The following is an 18,244-nucleotide window of genomic DNA, read 5'->3' on the forward strand; positions in this document are numbered from 1 at the left end:
TAAAGTTAATTATGTAACACTAAAAATAAGTTGCAAATTCCGTGCCAATGCGTTATGCTTAATATAAAGCGAAACTGAACCGATTTGGCATCGGTATTTTTCTTGGAAGGAGATGAAAATGCATAATATTTATGGGATAAATCGTGTCATGGAACCAAACCATGTTTTGCCTACCTCGGCTTGGAGAATCAATAATGATAGGGAGATTTACCCAAACGAATTACGGCTAAAGGTACAAAAGATTCATATTGAAAGTACCAGTTTTCGTCAGATTTGCATTGAATGCAACAATAATATGGAGAGAATAAAAGAGCGTATTTTACATATTGTTGAAAAACGCGGAAAACTGCACAATCCTGTGACCGATACCGGTGGAGTGATTTTTGGGACAGTTGAAGAAATTGGCGAAGAATATGAAAATGTGAAGGGTTTAAAGGTTGGAGATGAAATTATTTGTAATGCTTCCTTGGCGGGTATACCTTTGCTTTTGACACGTATTTCTAAGATTGATATGGCATATACACAAGTGGATGCAGAAGGTTATGCTATTTTATTTAATAAAGTTCCGGTCGTAAAAAAACCCGAAGATTTGCCCATTAATTTGATACTTTATACGTTTGATGAATCTGGTACTTTGTATTCTGCATATAAAAGTGCTAGAGACAAAAAACGTTGTCTTGTGGTTGGAAATAGTTTGTTGACAAACTTACTATTTGGACGAGCAATCCGAAAGTCTGCCGGTGATGATGCGGAGATTATTTGTCTTTTCGACAATAATACCGACATTGGTGTAAGAGGAAAAGAGTTAAAGGATATTTTAGAAAAGACCTTTACGGACATTCATTATGTGAATATATTAAAACCTGTAGAATGCTTAGAAAAACTAGAGGTCGGACTGTTTGACGTGAGCGTGAACTGTGCAGACATACCTGGAGCTGAGACGATTAATATTTTATCGACTAAGCCTGGAGGAACGGTATATTTTGCAAATTTAATTAACAACTATAATATAGCATTATATATAACAGAAGCAATTTCCCGGGAAATTCAAATTAAGTGTGCAGATGGATATGAGGAAGAGTATGCTGAGTTCGATATTGAATTGATGCGTGGAATTGCGCCTTATGTTGCGAACTCTAAGCTAGATTCTTATAAGATAATTGATAATATAGCTTATTCTCTGCGAAAAAATAAATTTGGATATGAACAGACTGTCTACCAAAAAACTTTACTAGACGACTTTATTTGCAACAGTAGCGCAATGGCAACGGTTGTTGATGAAATCCTCAGTGTGGCAAAATACGACTGCAGTGTTTTGATTACGGGAGACACTGGGGTTGGTAAGGAAAAAGTTGCAAGCCTGATACAAAAAAACAGCAATCGAAATATGCAGCCTTACATTAAAATCAATTGTGCATCCATTGCAGATAATTTGATTGAATCCGAATTCTTTGGTTATGAAAAAGGTGCATTTACCGGAGCGAATGCAGGGGGTAAAAAAGGTTATTTTGAACTAGGAGATAATGGGATTATTTTTCTAGATGAAGTGGGTGAATTGCCAATGGATTTGCAAGCAAAATTGTTGCGTGCAATTCAAGATGGAGAGTTTTATCGAGTCGGAGGCACGGTACCTATTAAGACGAATGTTCGAATACTTTCGGCGACAAATAGAAATTTAGAAGAGCTGATAGAGGAAAAAAGATTTCGAAAAGATCTTTATTATCGATTAAATGTATTCCCAATTCGAGTACCCAATTTAGATGAAAGAAAAGCGGAAATTCCAAACCTTGTTCAGCACTTTTTAAGAAAGTACAATGAAAAATTCGGAACAGTACGAACAATTACACCAGATGCTGTGGAATATTTGCAGGGTTGTAACTGGCCCGGTAATATAAGAGAGCTAGAAAATGTCGTACAGCGGCTTTTGATTTCATCGCGGAATGAGAACATTACCGTGTTTGATGTCACCAAGGAACTTCATGCCGACTTATACAATTCAGTCAATGTTGATTTTGATGCGGATGAATTTGAAGCAAATAAAGAACTGACACTTGATACAATGGTTGATAACTTTGAACGTAGTATCATGCAGTTTGCATATGAGAAATATGGTTCGTCAAGAAAGGCAGCAAAAGCACTTGGCATTAGTCAGACTCAGTTCGTAAGAAAGAAGAATAAATATAACATTAATCTTCCAGAAAAACAGTGAACCTAAAAAGGTTCGCTGTTTTTTGCAGTTTGAGTCTAAAATGGTTCTGATATTGGGTAAAAATGCAAACTTCCGCAAAGATTATCAAAAAAGATAGGCAAAAATGAAAATGAGCAGAATAATTTTGCATAAAACTAATTTTATTGCAAAAAAAATTGTGGTTTGTTCATTTTGGCATATTATTTGCTCTATATTTTAATGTGAAAATATTAAAATATTTTTATGTTTTAAAAAAATGCATTATGCAAAATAATTTTTTTTAAATTTTAAGGAGGATGAATAATATGCAGAAAAAAGGATGCCCTTACGGTACACACAGAGTAATCTCCCCGAAAGGTGTTTTACCACAGCCAGCTGAAAAGATTGATAACAATATGGAAATCTATGATAATGAAGTATTGATTAACGTTCAGACTTTGAACATAGACTCTGCTTCTTTCACTCAGATTGAAAGACAAGCTGAAGGAAATATTGAAGAAATCAAAAAAATCATGCTTGGTCATGTTGAAAAGCAAGGTAAGCACAAGAACCCAGTAACTGGTTCCGGCGGTATGTTAATCGGTACTGTTGAGCAGGTTGGTGAAAACTATAAAGGTGAATTAAAGGTTGGCGATAAAATTGCTACATTAGTATCCCTTTCTTTAACTCCATTAGTAATTGATGAAATCGTTGCAGTAAGACCTGACATTGACCAGGTTGATATCAAGGGACACGCAATCTTATTCCAGAGCGGTATCTATGCAGTTCTTCCAAAGGATATGCCAGAAACTTTAGCTCTTTCCGTATTAGACGTAGCTGGTGCTCCTGCTCAGGCTGCTAAGCTTGTAAAGCCAGGAGATACTGTAGTAGTAATTGGTGGCGGCGGAAAGTCCGGTCTTCTCTGCTTATATGAAGCAAAGAAGAGAGCTGGTGTTAACGGTAACGTTATCTGCATCGGTGGATCCCCTAAGTCCACAAAGAGAGCTCAAGATTTAGGTCTTGCAGATCACTATTTTGCAGCAGACGCTACAGATGCAATTGGTATCTACAACAAGATTATGGAATTGACAGATGGTCAGTTAGCTGATATCGTTATCAACTGCGTAAACATCGAAAATACAGAAATGGCTTCCATTCTTGCTTGTAAGGATGATGGTCTTGTATACTTCTTCTCCATGGCTACTAGCTTTACAAAGGCTGCATTAGGAGCAGAAGGTGTTGGTAAAGACGTAAACATGATCATTGGTAATGGATACTGCAAGGGTCACGCAAACGTAGCTCTTCAGGTTCTTAGAGAATGTGAACCATTAAGAAAGTTGTTCCAGGAAATGTATGCATAATCATGCATAAGAGAATACTTCCTATATAAGTATATTATAGTTGGTTTTCTAATCAGGAGCGGAGGGTTGTTTTTAACCTTCCAATCCTGTGAAAATATTTTTAAAGAGCTTCGTTATGAGTGTGCGGAGCGATAAAAAAGGAGATAGAAAATGGCAGAGAGAAGACATTTCAGAGACATCGAGCTTTGGAAAAACGTTACTGACGAACAGTGGAATGACTGGAAATGGCAGGTTGATAACAGAATTACAACCGTAGAAGACTTAAAGAAAGTAATTAATTTAACTGCAGAAGAAGAAAAAGAAATCACAGAAGTTGCTAAGAATTTCCGTTTGGGAATCACACCTTACTATGCATCTTTAATGGACGTAGACGATCCAAGATGTCCAGTAAGAATGCAGGCAGTTCCTGTAATCGCTGAAAATCATAGAAGCGAAGCAGACATGCTTGACCCTCTTCATGAGGATGAGGATTCCCCAGCTCCTGGATTAACACATAGATATCCAGATAGAGTTCTTCTTTTAATCACTGACCAGTGCTCTATGTACTGCAGACATTGTACAAGAAGAAGACTTGCTGGTGAAACTGATGGCGCTAGAAGCATCGAAGATATCGATAAGTGCATCGAATACATCAGAAAAACTCCACAGGTAAGAGACGTACTTCTTTCCGGTGGTGACTGCTTGTTAGTAGATGATGATGTATTAGAATATATCATTAAGAAATTAAGAGAAATCCCTCATGTAGAAATCGTAAGAATGGGTTCCAGAACACCAGTTGTAATGCCAATGCGTATTACTGACAAATTGGTAGATATGATTAAGAAATATCATCCAATCTGGTTAAACACTCACTTCAACCACAAGAAGGAATTGACTGAAGAAGCAACAGTAGCACTTGCAAAATTAGCTGATGCAGGTATTCCTCTAGGAAATCAGTCCGTATTACTTCGTGGAGTAAACGATTGTCAGCATATCATGAGAGAATTAGTTCAGGCATTAGTTAAGAACAGAGTAAGACCTTACTACATCTATCAGTGTGACCTTTCCTTAGGTATTGAACACTTCAGAACTCCAGTTTCTAAGGGTATCGAAATCATTGAAGGTTTACGTGGACACACTTCCGGTTATGCAGTACCTACTTTTGTAGTAGATGCTCCAGGAGGCGGTGGAAAGACTCCAGTTATGCCTCAGTATGTAATTTCTCAGTCTCCTGATAAGGTAATCTTGAGAAACTACGAAGGTGTAATCACTACTTATACAGAACCAACTGATCTTCCTAAGATCGATTGCACATGCGATTACTGCACAGGAAAGAAACATTACGAATATGAAGGTGTTGCTGGTTTGCTAAGAGGACAGAGATTAGCAATGGAACCACAGGATCTTCTTCGTCACAAGAGAAACAAATAGTTCAAAGGAACACAATATATGGAAGGTTATGGGGCAGAGTAATCTGCCCCAAACCAACTAAAACGGAGAATTGAAATGAGCTTACTGTACCAATTACAACAAAAATATAAAACCCTATCCATTGTAGGGATGGCAAAAAATGCTGGAAAAACAACCGCTTTAAATTATTTAATTGAAGAGGCAATGGATGAAGGAATTGTCCTAGGCGTTACTTCTACAGGAAGAGACGGAGAAAGCTCGGACTTGGTCACAGGTACAGAAAAACCAAAGGTATATCTGGATACGGGGACCATTGTTTCGGTTCCGGTACAGTTATATGAATTAGCAGAAACCGGTTTAGAAATCATTCAAAAAACAAAATTCAGCACCTCTTTAGGAGAGTTGCTGCTTTGTCGTGTTGCAGAATCTGGTTATGTACAGATTGCAGGACCGGTAAACACAGTCGATCATAAAAAACTTTGCAAAGAAATGGAAGAATTGGGTGCAGAGTTGATTTTAATCGATGGAGCAATTGATCGAAAATCCATTGCAGCTCCAGGAACTTCGGATGCAATTATATTATCGACTGGTGCAGTTTTATCCCGCAGTATGAAAAAGGTAGTCGAGGAAACGGTACATATTGTATCTCTTTATAGTATGCCCAAACTGCCAGAGGGACGTGTGCGAGATATCATACGTAAGGAATCGGAAAATAAAGAGAGAATTACACTAATCAATAGTAAAAATGAAATGCAGTTTCTTGATCTAAAGACCGGTCTAGGAGCCAGCAGATTTTTAGATGAAGCAATTGACGATGACACGCAGTATGTCTATATACCCGGTGCTTTAACCACGAGTGTTTTTGAAGACATTCATCCAGCAAAGAGAAAGCGAATTCAATTTGTCTTAAAGGATCCTACTAAGATATTTATCGGATCTTTGGCGTGGCAACAATTGAAAAAGAAAGGCTTTCACGTTTGCGTACTGGAAAATATCGAAGTAGCAGCCGTTACTGTTAATCCTTATGCACCTTCAGGATATTCATTTGATCACAATGAATTAAAAAAAGCAATGGAAGATGCATTAGATGGAATTCCTGTAATTGATGTAAAGCTGGGGGGTGTGTTTGAATGAGTACGGAAGCACCAAAGCGTCTGTCTAATAGTAAAACAAGAACAGAAACAGGATTAGAAAGCGTATTACATAACATCAATACGTTAACACCCTATGGTACACGTAAAGTAAAAGAAATCAAGCCTTTCATGCCTGGCCGTGAAGTGGAATTAAGGCATGAATTTGATAAATTGGATTTGATGATAGGGTTAATACATGATTATCCTTCGGAAATTGAGCAGTTAACAGAGATTTTTATGGAAATCAAAGAGATTGCTTATACGTTAGATCGAAGTATAAAAAATGTATTGTCTGTAGTCGAATTGTATGAAATTAAAACTTTTTTATTGCAAACAAAGAAAGCATTGGATCTTCTTTCCGACATTAGTCATAATATGCCGTTGGAGTTTAAGCTTCATGATACGGTTACATTACTGGATACAATGGACCCGGGAAAAGATCGTATTAATACATTTTATATCTATGATCAATTTTCAGAAAAGCTGGGAAGCTTACGAAAAGAAAAAAGAGAGATAGAGTTAGAAATTCGAAAAGAACTGAAACAGGTTCGAAGAAAGTTGGAGCAAGAATATAAATTTCAGATGACTCCAAAATGTGAACTTCTAGTTCCAAAATCGGATGAAGCTACGATGAAGTTAGCGCGTGGAATATCTGAGATTGAACAAGTAGAAGAAGATTATATGACCATTACCTTTAAGGTGAAGGCTAATGATGCTGTTTACGAATTACAGAAGAAGATGTCTGATTTGAATGAAGCAATTGATGAAGAGGAATTGGCGGTTCGTACCACATTATCTCAAAAAATAGCAAAAGAAGCAGATGTTTTAAAAAAGAATTGTGAACACATTGGGAATCTCGATTTTGTATTAGCGAAGGCTTTTTATGCGCAATCACATGATTGTGTTCGTCCGACCATTGTAAATGAGCATATTTTAAAAATTGAAGATGGTCGACATTTGCTTGTTGAAGAAGTATTAAAGAAAAAGCACAAGCAATATTGTCCTGTAAGCGTTGATTTGGGCGATGGTGTTAGCTGCATTACCGGTGCAAACATGGGAGGAAAAACCATTTCATTAAAAATGATTGGATTAGTAGCAATCATGGCACAATATGGTTTTTTTGTTCCTTGTAAATCTGCTAGTATAGGCTTATCCAATTATATGCATATTTTGATTGGGGATAGCCAAAATGTACAAAGAGGGCTTTCTAGCTTTGGAAGCGAAATGGAAGAACTCAGAGAGATTTTGGATAACAGTAAAGACAGATCATTGTTGTTAATTGATGAAATTGCCAGCGGTACCAATCCGGTAGAAGGGTTGGCTTTAACAAAGAGTTTAATCCGTTATTTAATAGATCGTACCTATATTACAGTTATTACTACACATTTTGATCATGCAGCTGTAGGAAATAAGGTACATAATATGCAGGTAAGAGGTTTGGCAGATGCAGATTTCAATCGTTTAGCAAAGGAACTTGCACATGCAAATCGAAAAGAGCGTATCGAAATTGTTGGTCGATACATGGATTATCGTTTATATACTGTCAAAAATGAAGAACAGATTCCAAAAGATGCACTTAACATTGCAAGAATTTTAGGAATCTATGATGAAATCATTGATTATGCAAGAGAAATCATGCAATCAGATAAATAATTCGTCTTATTTTTAAGTTGATAGAAAATGTTGAAAAGGAGAAAAAAGGATGAAAAGTAAGCTAAATCTAGACCCAAAAGTGATCGACAGCGCAAGAACCGCTGCTGCTCACATTGCGGAAAGTATGCAGAGTTTCATTGACAAGCATACCACAGTAACTACAGAAAGAACAATTCTAAGATTATTAGGTATTGATGGTGTTGATGATGTAGAAAGACCACTTCCAAACGTAATTGTTGATGCAATTAAGGATGCTGGCGGACTTCCAAGAGGTGTTGCATACTGGATCGGTAATGCAATCATTCAGACTGGTAAAGAGCCACAGGAAATTGCAGAACTAGTTGGAAAAGGCGAATTGGATTTAATGAAGCTTGACATGTGCAAAAAGGAAGAAGCTGAAAAAGCAATTGGACTTTATGTAGATAAAGCTTTAAATAGAATTAAGGAACAAACTGCAAAGAGAGATGAATACCTTGCAACAATTGGAGAAGGCAGAAGACCTTATCTATATGTAATCGTTGCGACTGGTAACATCTATGAAGACGTTATCCAGGCACAGGCTGCAGCTCGTCAGGGTGCAGACATCATCGCAGTAATCCGTACAACAGCACAATCCTTGTTAGACTATGTTCCTTATGGACCAACTACAGAAGGTTTTGGTGGTACGTATGCGACTCAGGAAAACTTCAGAATCATGAGAAAAGCATTGGATGAAGTTGGTGAAGAAGTTGGAAGATACATTCGTCTTTGTAACTACAGTTCCGGACTTTGTATGCCTGAAATCGCAGCAATGGGTGCATTAGAAAGACTTGACGTTATGTTAAACGACGCACTTTATGGAATCTTATTCCGTGATATCAACATGCAGAGAACAATTGTTGACCAGTTCTTCTCTCGTGTGATTATCGGTTACTGCGGAATTATCTTTAACTCTGGTGAAGATAATTATCTAACTACAGATGACGCAATTGAATCTGCACATACAGTACTTGCATCTCAGTTGATGAATGAACAGTTTGCAGTTCTTGCAAATATTCCGGAAGGACAGATGGGTCTTGGTCACGCATTTGAAATGGATCCAGACACAGAAAATGGTTTCTTATATGAATTAGCACAGGCTCAGATGGCAAAGGAAATCTTCCCGAATGCTTCCTTGAAGTACATGCCGCCTACAAAGTTCATGACTGGAAATATCTTCAGAGGACACATTCAGGATGCATTGTTTAACTTAATTTCCGTATGGACTGGACAGTCTTTACAGTTGTTAGGAATGCTTACCGAAGCAATTCACACTCCACATCTACACGACAGAATGCTTTCCATTGAAAATGCACAATACATTTTCAACAATGCAAGAGACCTTGGCGAAGAAGTTGAATATAAGAAGGATGGAATTATCCAGAAGAGAGCACAAAAAGTTCTTGCTGATGCAAATGAACTTTTAATGCAAATCGAAAAGGATGGCTTATTCCCTACAATTGAAGCTGGTAAGTTTGCGGCAGTAAAACGTCCTATGGACGGCGGAAAAGGATTGGAAGGCGTATGCACTAGAGACGAACAGTACTTCAATCCATTTATTGCGAAGATGCTTGGAGGTGCGAAATAATGAGTAATACAGCAGCAGTAACAAAATTAGATTTAACGAAAATTAAGCCTTATGGTGATACATTGAACGACGGTCAGGTGCAGATGAGTTTTACTTTACCGGTACCTGCAGGTGAAGAAGCAAATGAAGCAGCTAGACTTCTTATGAAGAAGATGGGCTTCGAAGAACCAAGTGTAGTATATTTCAAGGACCTTGGAATTGGATATACTTACTTTGTCTGCTACGGTAAGACAACTCATACCGTTGATTATACTTCTATTAAGGTTACAAAGGTTGAAGTTGATATCATGGATCGTTTGGAATGCGAAAAGTATATCGAAGAAAATGTTAAGAGAACCGTAACAATGGTTGGTGCTTCTACCGGTACGGATGCTCATACAGTAGGTATTGACGCTATCATGAACATGAAGGGCTTCCATGGTCACTTCGGTCTTGAAAGATACCATGGTGTAAATGCAATCAACATGGGATCTCAGGTGCCTAACGAAGAATTAATTGCAAAAGCAATTGAAACAAAGGCAGATGCAATTTTAGTTTCCCAGACTGTAACACAGAAAGATGTTCATATTCCGAACTTAACTCAGATGGTTGAACTTTGTGAAGCAGAAGGCATCCGCGATAAAATTGTTCTTGTTTGCGGTGGTCCAAGAATTTCTCATGAATTGGCTCAGGAACTTGGTTATGATGCTGGTTTCGGTCCGAATACTCATGCAGAAGATGTTGCATCCTTTGTATTGACTGAAGTTGTAAGAAGAGGTTTGGTATAATTTACAAACAAGGGCTGGAAAATGTCTAAATAAAGATGTAAACTATTAGGGGCGGGTATCTATTTCACCTGCCCCAATTGTTATATTTTAAAGCGTTGAAAACCGTTAGTACAAATGTATTAGTGGTTTCGATGTATATTATTATAGTAATGGAGGGAGAAAATATATGATTAACAAAATCAGAACTGCTGAAGAAGCAGTAGCTGGCATCAAAGATGGCGCTACGATTATGGTCGGCGGATTTCTAGGCACAGGTTCACCTGAAATTTTGGTTGATGCTCTTGTAAAGAAGGGTGTTAAGCATCTGACTGTAATTGGTAATGATGGAGGACTTCCTGCAAATGAGGGAACTTCTGCAAGAGGTATTGGTAAATTATTAGAGGCAGGAATGGTTGACCATATCATCGCTTCCCATGTTGGTATGAATCCATTGATTGGAAAAGGAATGAATGATGGTACGTTAAAGTGCACTTTAGTTCCACAGGGTTCTTTGGCTGAAAAAATCAGAGCAGGTGGAGCTGGTCTTGGTGGTGTTTTAACTCCAACCGGTGTAGGTACTATTGTAGCTGAAGGAAAAGAAACTTTTAATATTGATGGCAAAGATTATCTTTTAGAAAAACCATTAAAGGCTGATTTTGCATTAATTCGTGCTTCTATTTGTGACGAATTCGGTAACTATTCTTGTGCTAAAGCGACTAAGAATTTTAACTATGTAATGGCAATGGCTGCAGAAACTGTAATCATTGGAACAGAAAAATTAGTTAAGGTTGGCGAAATGGATCCGGATACCTTTACAATGTCCGGCGTTTTTGCAAAGTATATTGTTGGAGGTGAAAAACCATGGCAGATTTAAAGGCAAGAATCGCTTCTAGAACAGCGAAGGAATTTAATGATGGTGATGTAGCAAATCTTGGGATTGGTCTTCCTACTAAGGTTGCTAATTATCTTCCAGAGGGTGTGCATATTACTCTTCAATCAGAGAATGGATTTACAGGTCTTTCTGGAAGCGCAGAATCGGGAAAAGAAAACGTTGACGTTATCAACTCTGGTGGGGCTTATGTAACATATGCTCCAGAAGCTAACTTCTTTGATTCTGCAATGAGTTTTTCAATTATTCGAGGTGGACATGTAGATGCAACTGTTCTTGGTGCAATGGAAGTTGATGAACATGGAAACTTAGCAAACTGGATCGTACCTGGAAAAATGGTTGCAGGTATGGGTGGAGCTATGGACCTTGTAGTTGGAGCAAAGAAAGTTATTATTGCAATGCTTCATACTCAAAAAGGAAACCATAAAATTTTAAAAGAGTGTACCCTTCCATATACTGCACTTGGTGTTGTTGACAAGATCATTACTGAAATGGGTGTTATGGATGTAACTCCAGAAGGTATTGTATTAAAGGAATTACATCCGGACTATACATTGGATGAAATTAAGGCAGCAACTGGATGTGAATTAATTATCAGTCCTGACTTAAAGCCAATGGAAGAAGAATAAATTAAAAAATATTTAACATAAAAAGGATTCATGCAATTGCATGGATCCTCAGACTGTAGACAAGGATATCTCTATCTTTGCCTACAGTTTTTTTTACATAATGTAATACATTTTATTGTATTTATGGTAAAATATATGTATAAATACATGGAGGTATTTGCTTTATGATGGGTAAGAAAGATTTATTAGGTCGTGATCAATTTCAAATGGTAACCTTGAATTCTCTTGTTCCACAAGATCATATTATTCGTAAGATAGATACTGCGATTAATCTCTCTTTCATTTATGACCTTGTAAAAGATTTGTATTCTGATGTGGGAAAAGAAAGCATCGACCCTGTCGTCTTAATTAAAATTACCCTCATTCAATATACCTTTGGTATTCGATCCATGAGGCAGACCATTAAAGAAATTCAAACGAATGTAGCTTATCGATGGTATCTTGGTTATAGTTTAGAGGAAGAAATTCCTCACTTTTCTACCTTTGGTAAAAACTACTCTCGTCGGTTTCAAAATACTGACTTATTCGAACAAATCTTTCAAAGAGTCATTGCTGAAATTATGGAATATGAATTCATTAATTCAGAAAGCATTTTCATTGACGGTACACATATTAAAGCAAGTGCAAATAACCATAACAGTGAAAAAGAAACCGTTTTGGAATCCGTTAAATACTATGAAAAAGAACTAATGAAAGAAATTAACGAAGATCGCATTGAACGAGGAAAACAAGCTTGTAAAAAAAAACGGAAGCCAAAGAAAAGACAAAAGTAATCAAGAAAAGTACCGTAGATCCGGATTGCGGTGTATTTCATAAAGGAAAGCATAAGGTAGTATTTGCTTATGCTGCAAATGTAGCTTGCGATCGAAACAATTACATACTTGCTTTTCATACAAATCCAGGAAATGTACATGACTCAGTTGCATTCCCAAAGATTTATGAAAAAGTAAAAAGATATAAAGGTGTAAAAAATATTGTAATGGATTCCGGATATAAAACACCTGCAATTGCTAGAGAAATACTCAAAGATAAACGAATTCCTATCCTACCATACAAACGACCTATGACAAAAAATGGTTATTTTAAAAAACACGAATATGCTTATGATGAATACTATGATTGCTTTGTATGCCCAGAAAACCAAGTGTTAAACTATACTACAACAAATAGAGAAGGGTATCGGGAATATAAGAGTAAAGGAGAAATTTGCAAGAGTTGCCCTTCCTTATCAGAATGCACAGCAAGTAAAGACCATGTAAAAGTAGTCACACGTCATATATGGGAAAACTACATAGAGCAATGTGAGGACATTCGTCATACTCCAAAGTATCGAGATCTTTACAAACTACGGAGTCAAACCATTGAGCGAGTCTTTGCCGATGCAAAAGAAAAACATAATATGCGTTATACACAATATCGAGGGATTCAGAAGATAGAAATGGAACTGAATCTTCTTTTTGCGTCCATGAATCTAAAAAAACTAGCAACATGGATTCATAAATCTGAAAGAAGGAATCAAATGGCATAGAGATATCCTTTTATTTTTTCTTTTTTTAAAAGCTTTATAGAAAAAATAGAAAATACCTTGCAGAAATTATAAGAATATAAATTTAGCAAGGTATTTTGTCTACAGTCTGAGGATTCATGCAATTGCATGGATCCTTTTTATATATCTTGGAAAACATAAAAAATGTAACTTAATTTGTATTTCTTTTTATGTATAAAAAATCATAAATGATATCATATATTATATCAAATAATGAATAAAAAGAACGAATAAAATAAAAAGATAGTATTAATTTAACAAAAATTGAAAATTAGATATGAATAATTATTTAAAAAAGTTAAAATAATTGATTTTTTAAAAATTTATTGTGCTTGACAACACTCTTTTCTACGATATAGAATGATTTTAAATCTCAAAATAATATACTATAATTTTAGATTGATATATGGAATCCCTTAATTATATGATATAAAGTAAATCTATTATGATAGATCTAAATTTATTACATATGAAAAAGAAAATAAGATTGCTTTTGTTGAATGTATCACAAAAAGTCAAGAGATACTATGATGACACCGAAATCTGATTTTAATGGTTAGAAAAATTAAGAATAATATTTTTAGAAAATGTTTTTTATTTAAAGTATAATTCATATCGTAAAGATCCTTAAAGACTGACTAGAATGATTGCTTGGCAAGAATTTGATTTTATCAGTTTTAAATGCTGATTAAAATACAATATTTTAAAGGGGGAATCATCTATGTTTAAAAAACGGTTATCACTCATTATTGTGATTGCCATGGTCTTAGCATCATTTGCTCCTGCGGCATATGCTACAGACACAATGATTTATGGCACACAATATACAGCGAATGAGTTTCTTGACTATCAAAATCCAATAGGTGCACTGGATGCGGATGAGGATTTAGATTGGACAAGCAGCAAAAGCAGTTTATCTTCAAAAGGAATAACCTTGCCGGAAGTTGATAATACAACTGGGTCTGCAATGTATTGCCATTTGAAAAAGTTATCGGTGGATATCGGAACAAGAATTGCTGCGACAGATGAAGAAAGGCAGGCAAGAGATTATATTGAAGCAGAATTTAAAGCTTTGGGCTATTCAACGACTGGACAAGCATTTACATACACTAGAAAAGGAAGCAGCTATGAGTCTAGTAATGTTATTGCAGTAAAACCTGGCAAAACAGATAAGCAAATTATTGTAGGAGCACATTATGATTCAGTAAATACGAAAGGTGCTAGTGACAATGCATCCGGCGTCGCAGTTATGTTGGGGGCAGCAGAGACAATTAAAAATATTGAAACACAATATACCATTAAATTTATTGCATTCGGAGCAGAAGAGGTGGGAACAAAAGGTTCACAATACTATGCATCTGAAATGAGTGAAACGGAAAAATCCAATACGATTGCTATGATTAATTTGGATACCGTTTTAGTTGGCGATAAAATGTATGTTTATGGAAATTTAGGGGAAAAAGGTTGGTTCCGCGATCAAACATTGGAATTAGCAGATACCTTAGATTTGAATGTAATAACCCAACAGGGATTAAATCCGGATTATCCAGCAGGTACAACCGGTGACTGGAGTGATCATGATCCATTTGATCAATTAGGTTTCCCTTGGATTTATTTTGAAAGCACAAATTGGGACCTGAAAGACTCTGAAGGTAACTATTCAACTGGAGAAAGTGAGACGGAACAATTTGGTGAAATCATGCATACAGAAAGAGATGAGCTTGAATTCATGCATGAGAATTTACCTGGAAGAGTCGAAAACAGATTATATACATATACCACATTACTTTCACATTTGCTTGTAAAAGTAAATCCGCCTATTGCAATTACTGCAAGTACGAATTTATTGTCTATGTCGGAAGTGAAAGAAGTAAACGTCGAATTTGATTTAGGATATGCTCCCCAATTGACCGATTTAAAATGGACATTAGGTGAAAAATCCTTTGAAGAATGGAAATCTTTTGATACAAAAAGTGGTACTTTTTCAGGAAATCCTTTTATTCATTTCTCTACAGAGCCATATATTGAAGATGAAAAAGTAAAAGCGGTGATTAAATGTGAATTACCTTTTGGAAAAACGAATCTACAGGGAAGACCATACCCAAGAAGAGTGTATCCAGAATTGCTTGGTAATTATGAATTAAAGGTAATTGATCAGACGAAAGATATTGAAGCGACTACGATATTTAAGTTAAATGCATATGATTCCTATCATACGCAAGATGAAATTCTCCCTGCAATCGAAGAAATTATTGGAACTGCGAAGGAAGATCGATACATAGAATATGCACCAATGGGAAAATCCGCGCAAGGAAGAGATATCCCGTTTGTAATGTTTGCTAGAGATAAAGATAGCATTGATATCTATCTCAATCAGACATTGCCGATGATGTTGGAAGAACCTGCTGCATTTATAGAAAAAATTGAAACGGGAACAGCAGGTGTATATAAACCAGCTATTTGGTTTAACAATATCCATTCCGATGAGGCAAATGGAGTGGATGCACAAATTGATATGCTTAAAAATTTAGCTACTTTAGATGAAATAACATTCCAAAGAGAAAAGATGGATAGTAAAGATATAGAGATGGTTACATTAGATGTTCAGAAATTACTAGATAATTATATTATATTATTTAATTTAAATAATAATCCAGATGGCAGATTTACAAATAGTCGAGAAACGGCAGCTGGTTTTGATCCAAATCGTGATGTAACCTATCAAACGCAGGTTGAAACTGCAAATGTATTTCAAGGACTTGCAAAATGGTCTCCAATGATTTTTAATGATTTTCATGGATTTGTTCCTAACTTTTTGATAGAACCATGTACACCGCCTCATGAGCCAAACTTCGAATATGATTTATTAATGAGTGGTGCTATTGAGCATGCACATGCTTTAGGAAAGTCAGGTATTGCGAATACTGATTATGATCATTATATAATTCCTATGTTTGATTATGGAGATGGCTGGGATGATGGCGCGCCTATGTATGCCGCAGTCTTAAGCTTGATGCATGGCGCAGTAGGTCATACAGTCGAAATCCCAGAATTAAATCAGGAGTCAAACGATGCATTTATGTATGCAGGTTTTGGTTCTTTAAAATATGCTTTGGAAAATAAGGAAAAGTTATTTAAAAATCAATTAGAAATTTACAAAAGAGGTGTTGAGGGTATTGATGATCGTAAAGTTGATCCGTGGTTAATTAATGCTAATGGTGATGCAATTGGAAGACCTAGAGGAGAAAATGAAAACTTCTTCCCTGAATATTATGTATTACCAGTAAATAGTGAATTGCAGAAAAATTCATTGGCAGCTTATGAAATGGCTGAATTCTTAATTAAAAATGGAGTTAAGGTACAAAAAACGAATACCCCGGTAACCGTAGGTGATACAACCTATCCAAGTGGCAGTTTTATCGTTGATATGCATCAAGCGAAACGTGGCTTTGCAAATTGCGTATTATATGATGGTTCAGATTTCTCGGATTTTGCTGCAATGTATGCAGAAGTAACGATGTGTTTCCCAGACTTAAGAGGTTTTAATAAATATGAAGTGAGAGTAGCCGATGCATTCCAAGAAAAAGCAGAACCAGTAACGAGTGTATTAATTCCTACCACTGAAATTCCGTGGAAGGTAAATAAACTTGTAATTAAAGCGACAAACAATGATGCAATCGAAGCGGTAAACGAACTTCTTGAAAATGGTAAACTGGTTTATATGACCTATTCATCAGGAAGTAACTATAAAAAAGGTGACTTTGTAGTTGCTAAGAAAGATTTAGAGACGGTTAAAGATAACTATTTCCTAGAATTAGCTCCATTTAGCGGGAAAGCCACAATAAAAAGATTAAAGAATCCAAAGGTGGTGGCAATTGGAGATGAATTAATCTATGTATTGGAGGGACTAGGTTTTGACTTAGAAGAATCCTACCATGAAGCCGATGTCATTGTTGATGAAGATGGTGTAGTAGATGAAGCTGTTAAAGATTCAATAGAAAATGGAATATCCTATATTGGTGTAGGTGGATATGCACTTTGTGAGATGGAAGAGAGCGGTTTACTACCAGGTTTTGATTGTGGAATGCTTACTTATGAATATAAAGGGCAAGAGTATTCAGAGTGTTATGAAGGTGTGCTTAGATCGGATCTGAATACCGATTACGTGATTACGGGAAGATATAATGAAAACGATATTCTTTATAATAACTCTGCATCATGGATTGAAAGCGTACCTAAGACTTCTAAAGTACTGGCAACAATCAGCGATAAAGATGATTTTTATATTGCAGGGTGGTGGCCAAATCATGAAGTGCTAAAAGGCAAACCATATATTATTCAAGATAAAGTGGATGATGCAAGTATCACATTATTTGCAAATCATGTTACAAATAAAGCACATCCGTCACATCAGTTTAGAATGCTGGCAAATGCGATTTATGACAGCACACCTGGAAAAATTACAAAACTTAGTAGTGGCGGTGGCAGCAGCAACAGTGGTAATCAAGGAAATCCTGTAACTCCACCTGTAAATGAGGATGTCAAAGATACCGAAAAAACAACGAAAACAACACCGAGTGATATTAAAAATCATTGGTCTGAATCAAGTATTCAGGAATTAATTAACATGGGAGCTGTTGCTACGTATCCAGATAAAACATTTAAGCCGAATAAAAACATTACAAGGGCGGAATTGGCTACTATTTTAGTAAAAGCTTTCAAGATAGACCTTAAAACAGATAGGGTATTTAGTGACACCAAAAATCATTGGGCAAAAGATTACATTGCAGCAGCAGCAGAATTCGGAATTGTAGCTGGCTATAACGATAATCAATTCGGTCCGGATGACCTTCTTACAAGAGAGCAGATGGCTGTAATGATTGTTAAGGCAATGAAGCTTAATCCGGAATTGGCACAAGCAACATTTGGTGATCAAGATAAAATATCAGATTGGGCAAAGGATTATATTGCAGCAGCAGGAAAGGCAAACTTGATTTCGGGATATCCGGATGGCTCTTTCAAACCTAAGGCAAATGCAACTAGAGGAGAAGCTGCAAGTATAATTGTAAGTGCATTAAAGAGTATGAGTAATTAGTTATAATATATATAAGGTTTAGGCATGTAA

10 protein-coding genes and 1 pseudogene are annotated in these 18,244 nt (G+C 36.2%); all 11 read left to right on the top strand.

From position 1 onward, the window contains the following. The first annotated feature begins 118 nt into the window (after positions 1 to 118). The 11 genes and pseudogenes from I2490_RS16575 to I2490_RS04120 all read left to right on the top strand — a co-directional run bounded on the left by I2490_RS16575 (position 119) and on the right by I2490_RS04120 (position 18,214). Positions 119 to 2,209, top strand: coding sequence for a sigma-54 interaction domain-containing protein (locus tag I2490_RS16575; protein WP_245157084.1), 2,091 nt, complete (start codon positions 119 to 121; stop codon positions 2,207 to 2,209). 284 nt (positions 2,210 to 2,493) lie between these two features. After that, a complete protein-coding gene (locus I2490_RS04075) occupies positions 2,494 to 3,528 on the top strand; it encodes a zinc-binding dehydrogenase (protein WP_206458507.1) in 1,035 nt (344 codons plus the stop codon). A gap of 150 nt (positions 3,529 to 3,678) precedes the next feature. After that, positions 3,679 to 4,938 (top strand): lysine 2,3-aminomutase, encoded by a 1,260-nt coding sequence (ablA, locus tag I2490_RS04080; RefSeq protein WP_206458508.1) that lies wholly within the window; start codon positions 3,679 to 3,681, stop codon positions 4,936 to 4,938. Between the two features lie 75 nt (positions 4,939 to 5,013). After that, on the top strand, positions 5,014 to 6,051 hold the full coding sequence (locus tag I2490_RS04085) for a hypothetical protein (RefSeq protein WP_206458509.1): 1,038 nt from the start codon (positions 5,014 to 5,016) through the stop codon (positions 6,049 to 6,051). Continuing rightward, positions 6,048 to 7,703, top strand: coding sequence for a MutS-related protein (locus I2490_RS04090; protein WP_206458510.1), 1,656 nt, complete (start codon positions 6,048 to 6,050; stop codon positions 7,701 to 7,703). The genes I2490_RS04085 and I2490_RS04090 overlap by 4 nt, the downstream gene beginning before the upstream one ends. A 49-nt stretch (positions 7,704 to 7,752) precedes the next feature. Further along, positions 7,753 to 9,309 (top strand): lysine 5,6-aminomutase subunit alpha, encoded by a 1,557-nt coding sequence (locus I2490_RS04095; RefSeq protein ID WP_206458511.1) that lies wholly within the window; start codon positions 7,753 to 7,755, stop codon positions 9,307 to 9,309. Next, on the top strand, positions 9,309 to 10,076 hold the full coding sequence (locus I2490_RS04100; protein ID WP_206458512.1) for an OAM dimerization domain-containing protein: 768 nt from the start codon (positions 9,309 to 9,311) through the stop codon (positions 10,074 to 10,076). The genes I2490_RS04095 and I2490_RS04100 overlap by 1 nt, the downstream gene beginning before the upstream one ends. A gap of 166 nt (positions 10,077 to 10,242) precedes the next feature. After that, positions 10,243 to 10,929, top strand: a complete 687-nt coding sequence (locus I2490_RS04105; RefSeq protein WP_206458513.1) for a CoA transferase subunit A — start codon at positions 10,243 to 10,245, stop codon at positions 10,927 to 10,929. After that, positions 10,917 to 11,573: a 3-oxoacid CoA-transferase subunit B gene (locus I2490_RS04110; RefSeq protein WP_206458514.1), complete on the top strand. Its 657-nt coding sequence runs from the start codon at positions 10,917 to 10,919 to the stop codon at positions 11,571 to 11,573. The genes I2490_RS04105 and I2490_RS04110 overlap by 13 nt, the downstream gene beginning before the upstream one ends. Positions 11,574 to 11,737: 164 nt before the next feature. After that, positions 11,738 to 13,101: pseudogene (locus I2490_RS04115) on the top strand (IS1182 family transposase). Positions 13,102 to 13,840: 739 nt separating this feature from the next. Next, a complete protein-coding gene (locus I2490_RS04120; protein WP_206458515.1) occupies positions 13,841 to 18,214 on the top strand; it encodes a M20/M25/M40 family metallo-hydrolase in 4,374 nt (1,457 codons plus the stop codon). The last annotated feature ends 30 nt before the right edge of the window (positions 18,215 to 18,244 follow it).

The sequence above is a fragment of the Anaerovorax sp. IOR16 genome, from assembly GCF_017168145.1.
Classification (GTDB): Bacteria; Bacillota; Clostridia; order Peptostreptococcales; family Anaerovoracaceae; genus IOR16.